A 7,152-nucleotide genomic window follows, 5' to 3' on the forward strand; every position below is an offset into this window, starting at 1 on the left:
AATCTTCACAATCCAAAAATATACCTTCTTATTCATGAAAAGCGACCGGTTGTTGAATATCTTAATTAAAATATATTATTTATAGATTTTTATATTCCTGAAAATAGTTAATACAATGCTCAATGAAAGCTTGTGATATTTTTGTCGGATATAAATATTTATGCTTTAATAAACCAATTGTACGTTTAAAATTTCCGTTTTCAATTTTTAGATGCTTGATTTTATCTTCATATAAATTAACCGATGTTTCGGGTGTAAATGCAGCCCCTCGACCATTTTTAACAAGTTGTAATATGGTAGTAGCTTCTTCTACTTCTACTTGATAGAAAGGTGTATATCCTACCGATTTGCAAAATTGGTCAGTAAATTGACGAAAACTGTATTGCTTTCTCAGACCAATAAATGGAAGGTTACCTTCTATTTCTATTAGGTTAATTGTTTGTGCATTTGCTTCTTTGAATGATTTTGGCACAGTTAAATAAATTTCTTCTTCAAATAATGGCACCCACTCAACATTCGAATGATTAATATTCTATGTTGTAATACACACATCATATTTTCCATACTCAATAAACTGCTGCAGGTTTTCTTTCGATAATGGAACTTGCTGACATCTTACATCGGGATAGTCATTAAAAAATAAATCGATAAGATTGGTAAAAGTATATGGAAGTGTTGTAACGATTGACAAGTTTCCGCCTCCATCCTTTCTTCTCTCATTTAATGAATGCTCTAGATTGGTGACTTCTGAAAAAATCCACTCTGCTCGTTGAAATAAAAATCTCCCATTATCGTTTAGTGAGATCCTCTTTCCATTACGGAAAAATAGATCCATTTGTAATTCAGATTCTAAGTTAGTTATTGCCTTACTTAAAACTGGTTGAGAAATTAAAAGTTCCTTAGCAGCAAGCGAAATATTTTCCAATTTTGCTGTTGTATAAAAGTATCTCAATTTTATTAGGTCCATCTCTTCCCTCACTCTATATAACTTATGGTTATATATGTGAACGTAAACGTTATCAAAAATAAATTTTAGGAGATGTCATAGATGAGATTAAAAGACAAAGTTGCAATTATTACAGGTGCTGCATCTGGTATGGGACAAGGTGAAGCAATCCGCTTTGCTAAAGAAGGCGCAAAGGTGGTTGTGGCTGACTTAAATTTAGAAGGTGCCCAAGCAGTAGCCGAAGAAATTAAAGCATTCGGTGGAGAAGCGATTGCTTTATCGGTAAATGTTATGAAAACTGAAGATATTTTAAACTGCGTCAAAGTAACAGAAGAAACATTTGGTCCAGTTGATGTATTAGTAAATAATGCTGGTGTATTTGACAAATATGCGAAATCTTTAGATACAACGTTAGAACAATGGAATTTCCTATTAAATATTAACTTAACAAGTGTATTTGAATTCTCGAATGCTGTGTTACCAAGCATGATTGAACGTGGTACTGGTTCAATAGTTAATATTGCTTCAGTTGCTGGACTTGTTGCAGGAAAAGGTGGAGCTGCTTATACTGCTACGAAACATGGTGTAATTGGATATACAAAACACTTGTCTTCTGAATATGCTCGCTACGGTATTAAAATTAATGCAATTTGCCCAGGTACAATTGAAACACCTTTAGTTAAAGATGTTTTAGCTGGCATTCCTAAAGATTTAGTACCAACTCGTACATTTGGACAAGTAGATGAGATAGCAGATTTAGCAGTATTTTTAGCATCTGATGAAGCAAAATTCATGAGTGGAGCAATTGTTCCAATTGATGGCGGATTCACTATTCAATAATAATGAAAGACTCTCTTTTACTGATCAAAAATTACAAATAGAGAAGCAGAAGTTCGTGCTTCTCTATTTGTATGAGGTGAACATATGAAAAGGCAAGGAAAAATACATTATGCTTGGTGGATAATGGTAGCAAGTGCCGCTATTTACGCAGCTAGTGTAGGTATTATCGTTAGCTGTGCGCCAATCTTATATCGTGCCGTAGCAGTTGACTTAAAAGTTGGTGTTTCTGAAATTAGTTTATATACATCGTTAATGTATTTAACAATCACTATTTTATTACCTTTTGCAGGGAAAATATTGAACAAGTATGATATACGTTATATTTTAACTGTTGCTGGAATTATTAACGCTTTAGCATTTTGTTTAATGGGTACTTATCATTCAGTTTTCCCATTTTATATTTCGGGAATTGCGTTAGGGATTGGTAGTACATTCTTAATTTACGGATCTATTCCCTTAATCATGAACAACTGGTTTAAAGCAAAAGTTGGTACTTCTTTAGGAATCGCGATGGCATTTATGGGTATCGGTGGTGCAATCTTCGCTCAAATTACAGGTGTCTTGATTGAATCTATTGGTTGGCGTTCAACCTACATCGCATTGGGTGTTATTGTCGCAATATTAATTTTACCATTCACAATTTTTGTTATTCGCTCAAAACCAGAACAACTAAATATGACTCCTTATGGTGCTGCTGAAGTGGATGCTAATGTTACTAATGTAAAAAAAGCACCTGAAACGGGTGTCTTAAAAAGTGTAGCAATAAAATCACCAGCATTTTATCTAGTGCTGTTATTTACGGGATTATTTGGTTTGGCTTCAACAGTTAGCTTCCACGTACCAAACTTTGTACAATCGGTAGGATTTACTGCTGCAATTGCAGCTACAGGAGTAACTTGTATAACGATTGGACAAACAGGTGGTAAATTCTTACTTGGAGCAATTAATGATAAATTCGGTATTAGAGCAGCCCTATTCATTGGGATTGGTGGTGGAATGATTGGTGTAGTTGCATTGCTAATATCTGATTCATTCGGAATTGGTATTCTTTATGCTGGTGCATTACTATTTGGTATTGGGTTCTCTGGATCTACCTTACTTCCTCCAGTAGTAATTCGAGAGGTATTTGGTGGACGTGATTATGCATCAATTTATACAACAATTATGTCAGCTTCTACGTTAGGTGTGGCAATCGGTACAACATTATTCAGTTATCTTTATGATTCAACTGGTTCTTACTATATTGTATTCATTATTGTAATCGCACTCTTTATTATTACTATTTCTTCTAGTCTATTCTCTCTAAACTGGAAGAAAAAATTAAATTACTAAACCTTTAAACACCTACAAAAACCTATAATTTGTAGGTGTTTGTTTATTGCAAAAGGTTCATCGCAAAAAATCGATTCTGCTCCAATACACAATGTAGAACGACCAATAACCCTTAGCACTTATCTGCCAGCCGCAATTAGCTTTATTATCAAAAAATAGGGGATTGGCCCCAAAGTTTCCCATCAAAAAAAGAGAGTGCTAGGTAATTCCACATTAATGGCACTTACCTTGCACTCCGTAAAAAATATATTATTTAATTGCTAACTTTCTCTTTAACAGTCTCCTTCTTCAACAATTCCTTCACTTTCTGATCAATTCGCTCAATCTCCGCCGAAGAGTTCTTCCACCAGTTTCGACTCCAAATCCGTTCGATGGTCCATCCTCTGCTTTCTAGGAACCGTTGACGGTAAACGTCTCTTTCCTTCGCATTTGCGGAGCTGTGATACATGGCTCCATCGCATTCGATACCCAATATATATCGGGAAGAATCATGCGGATGTACAATGGCCATGTCAATTCGGTACCCTGACATTCCTACCTGAGTGGTAACCTCATAGCCAAGGTTTCGAAGTTGATGATACACATGCTCTTCAAACGGTGAGTCGAAGTGTAATTCTTTTTCCTGTACATGGGTATTTACATTTTCATTGACTTCTTGGACAACAGCATTGACCTGCTCCACTTGTGAGTTTGAGACAGCCCGTACATATTTTAGATAGGCCTTCAGTAATTTCGGACCTATTTGCGAAGTGTTTGTCACATTCAGTTCTTCTGGCTCAATACTTGAAACCACCGTGATTCCTTCTTTAGCCCGTGTGACCGCGACATTCAGACGGTTTTCTCCACCCTTTTGATTCAGCATCCCAAAGCGGTTATACACCTTGCCTTCCTCGTTTTTCGCATAAGCGATCGAGAAGAGGATAATATCCCTTTCGTCCCCTTGCACATTTTCAATATTTTTTACGAAGACGCGTTCATCGAGATCCTTGGTTAACATTTGATTATAAACGGAGCTAAATTCCTCATCTTCACTCACTAGTTTATCAATCTGATCCTGAATTTTCGATTGCTGCTTGGAGTTAAACGTGATAATCCCTACGGTTTTTCCAGGCTGATTGATTAAGATATCTTTAAGAATGTTGACAACTTCAATTGCTTCCACTTCATTAGACTGGTTAACCCATCTTCCTTCGACTTTTTTCCATTTTATCGCTGGTGGGTTTTTAAATGGAATCACATTGGGTGCTATTTGTACATGCCCGTTGTAAAATGCATGATTGGAATAATTGATTAACTCTTCATATTTAGAGCGATAGTGCCACTGAAGCAGCCTTTCAGAAAACCTTCTTTTTGCTAAATTTAGCAAACTAATGGAATCATCCGTATCGTATTCTTCCTCCTCCTCATCGTCATTAACAAAAGAGGATTGAAACAGATTAGACGGTGGCAATTGTTTCTCATCACCAGCAATAATGACTTGTTTAGCCCGGTAAACTGCCGGAATCCCACTTTCCACCGTACACTGGGAAGCTTCATCAAAAATAACTAAATCAAACAATCCTTCTTGTAATGGAAAAATAGACGAAACAATCTCCGGTGAGGCGAGCCACACAGGCATAATATCGACGAGGCCATTGCCAGCAAATTCATTAACTAATCTCCGCAGCGGCCAAACTTGCCGCTTCTTACCAACCTGATGTTTCAGCTCTCTAATATTCCTTGAATGAGTGGTTTGAACGGTATCCACTTTTTTGGTAAGGTTATGAAGTAAAAACTGTGTCCCAACCTTCCTTTTTTCCTCAATAAGCCCCGCAAAGGACTCTCTAATTCTTGAAAATTCATTCGTTGAAATTTTCTGGACCTGTGGATGTTTCCTTTCCGTTTGATCAATCCATTGGACGTAAGCGGAGTTTTTTAATAAATCCACCCAGTAATCAGAAAGCGTTAATTCGTTCTTCACCGTTTTTTGTTGAAGGAGAAGAAGCACTTTCTTCTCAACCTCCGAACATTGATTCCAGTATACATCCATTAACTGCAGTTCTTCAAAGTCACGATGGATGTATTCGACCATTTTATCTAATTCAGTTAACGGGATATCACCTTCTGATATTCTCGTTTTTAAATTGTTTACTTTTGAATCCTGAAGATATTTTTTTAGCTTGTCTACTTCTTCTGCCATTGCTTTTGTCACTTTGCCCAACTGATGCATAATAACTAAAGATTTCTTGATCTTAAGCCATTCTGACGAACTTGTGCCTTTAAATTTTTCCCCATCAAGCAATTCTTCAATGATGTTTTTACCCGAAACGGAAGTCCACCACCATAATCTTAATCCTTGTAAGGTTCTTTTCGTGCCATCCTCTAAATCGGGATAAATCTTCTCTAACTTATTTTCTATGAGCCAAGTGTATGCTGGCGTAATTTTTTCATGATCCAGGGAGTCGAGGTATTCTACCGCTTGTTTCGCTTTATCGACTACATCATTCAATAACTCGATCGCTTCCAATTTTTCTTTCATATTAAAATTCGCGAATGTTTTTCGCTCTTTAAGTGGGAAATCCTCATCACCAAAGCGATCATACCATTCCGCATAGGTGTACACTTTTTCAGAGATATCTACTAACGAATCTTTATTTATAGACGGCAGCACCTCATGAAGATCAACAATTTGCGTGGTTTCCCCGTTTGGCTTCGCTAATCCATACAAATCATATAATCGTAACCCAAAGTCCTGGTAACTGTACAAGCCAGAAGCTATACTGTTCAATAACTCTTCTTGTGAGGATAATTTTTTGGAAGTAGAAGATAACTGATTCATCGCATTTTCAAAAGACACCTGATTTTGCTCTAGAACCGCTCCCACTTTTGCATAAAGCTTTTTCCGATCATTCTTTTCGTCATGGACAAGCGCAACATGATTACTTAAGCCCAATCCATCCAGACGTTGGTAAACGACATCCAAAGCCGCACGCTTTTGACAAACAACGAGTACTTTCTTCTCCTTTTGAAGCGCATCCGTAATGAGATTAACAATAACTTGAGATTTGCCTGTTCCAGGCGGTCCATGAACAACGATCCCTTTTTTATAACGCGCTTCTTGAATAATCTCTTCTTGTGACCCATCCGCTTGTAATAGGTTTAAAATGTCTGGGGTATTATTATTCGCTTTTTCTATTTCGCTCGGTTCCCCATCAGTCTCAAAATCCTTATCCTGCGGTTCGATTAGTTCCCCAGCTAAGGATAGATCACTTTCTTCTGATAGAATAATGAGTTCTTCATAATCTTTAACTAATGAAGACCCGCCTTGTGGGAAATTCCCTATTACTGCATTCTCCAACAAAGTTAAACCTGCTTTTTCCGGAATCTCTTCTTTTCTATATTCCTTCAGTTTGCTAATACCTTTCGGTGTAAATGATACATTCATTTCATGATTTTTTAAAAATTGGAGCCACTCTTCATAGTTATACTTCGTTGCAAGTTCCGCAGCTTGATCAAAGAAATCTTCTGTAAATGTTTGGTTGTTTAGCTTTTTAAATGCTAAGAACAACGTCCTATTGATTTGAGGACCACCTTCATCTATTTTAATCACCCATTTTTGAGCATTCACATTGTTCTTTTCAAGCCTTATCGGATATAAAAATAATGGAGCTTGAAAAAACGTCCCATCGGACAATGTGCCTGACAAAAACGGAAAACCGAGATAAAAATCATGAATACCTGTTTCATCTTCAATTCCCTTAATATTACGATATAAATCAGTGAGTTTTCTAGAAAGACTCATTGAAAGTTCATTATTAATTGTTGGCTTAAGTAAGATGACATCATTCTTGGTTTGATGAATGATTTGTTCTACTATAGCTGTACTTATCTTTTCTTTAGATAACCTAGAGAGGTTATCCAGATCAGTTATATCAAAGCTCCACTTATTATATATCTTCATTAATCGAATCGAACGATTCCGCCGACTAATGTCATTGAGCTTGTCTCTCATATGTATTAACTTGTCTTTCATTACAAGACCTCTTTCCATTGTC

The 7,152-nt window shown here is 36.5% G+C and carries 5 protein-coding genes; 2 read left to right on the forward strand and 3 right to left on the reverse strand.

Features of this window, described 5'->3' with window-relative positions; translation table 11 throughout:
- Window positions 1–79 precede the first annotated feature (79 nt).
- Both V7137_RS29440 and V7137_RS29445 read right to left on the reverse strand, forming a co-directional pair.
- On the reverse strand, window positions 80–529 hold the full coding sequence (locus V7137_RS29440) for a LysR family transcriptional regulator substrate-binding protein (protein ID WP_335701353.1): 450 nt from the start codon (window positions 527–529) through the stop codon (window positions 80–82).
- A 3-nt stretch (window positions 530–532) separates the two neighbouring features.
- The gene (locus tag V7137_RS29445) at window positions 533–967 is read right to left on the reverse strand and encodes a LysR family transcriptional regulator (RefSeq protein WP_335701350.1); all 435 of its coding nucleotides are present in this window, start codon (window positions 965–967) and stop codon (window positions 533–535) included.
- 81 nt (window positions 968–1,048) lie between these two features.
- On the opposite strand from V7137_RS29445, the gene V7137_RS29450 reads away from it, so the two are divergent.
- Window positions 1,049–1,786 (forward strand): SDR family NAD(P)-dependent oxidoreductase, encoded by a 738-nt coding sequence (locus tag V7137_RS29450; protein ID WP_218346654.1) that lies wholly within the window; start codon window positions 1,049–1,051, stop codon window positions 1,784–1,786.
- An 84-nt stretch (window positions 1,787–1,870) separates the two neighbouring features.
- A complete protein-coding gene (locus tag V7137_RS29455; protein WP_335701351.1) occupies window positions 1,871–3,118 on the forward strand; it encodes an MFS transporter in 1,248 nt (415 codons plus the stop codon).
- Window positions 3,119–3,371: 253 nt separating this feature from the next.
- Here V7137_RS29455 and V7137_RS29460 read toward each other — a convergent pair whose 3' ends face one another.
- Entirely contained in the window at window positions 3,372–7,130 is a 3,759-nt protein-coding gene (locus tag V7137_RS29460) for an AAA domain-containing protein (RefSeq protein WP_335701352.1), read from the reverse strand.
- Window positions 7,131–7,152: the final 22 nt, after the last annotated feature.

It is taken from the genome of Neobacillus drentensis (genome assembly GCF_036962765.1).
Lineage (GTDB): Bacteria > Bacillota > Bacilli > Bacillales > Cytobacillaceae > Neobacillus > Neobacillus drentensis_C.

Bases quoted from the DNA above. Each gene is read 5' to 3' on its own strand.
- V7137_RS29460 (WP_335701352.1), bottom strand. From the start codon at position 7,130: ATGAAAGACAAGTTAATACATATGAGAGACAAGCTCAATGACATTAGT.
- V7137_RS29455 (WP_335701351.1), top strand. From the start codon at position 1,871: ATGAAAAGGCAAGGAAAAATACATTATGCTTGGTGGATAATGGTAGCA.
- V7137_RS29450 (WP_218346654.1), top strand. From the start codon at position 1,049: ATGAGATTAAAAGACAAAGTTGCAATTATTACAGGTGCTGCATCTGGT.
- V7137_RS29445 (WP_335701350.1), bottom strand. From the start codon at position 967: ATGGACCTAATAAAATTGAGATACTTTTATACAACAGCAAAATTGGAA.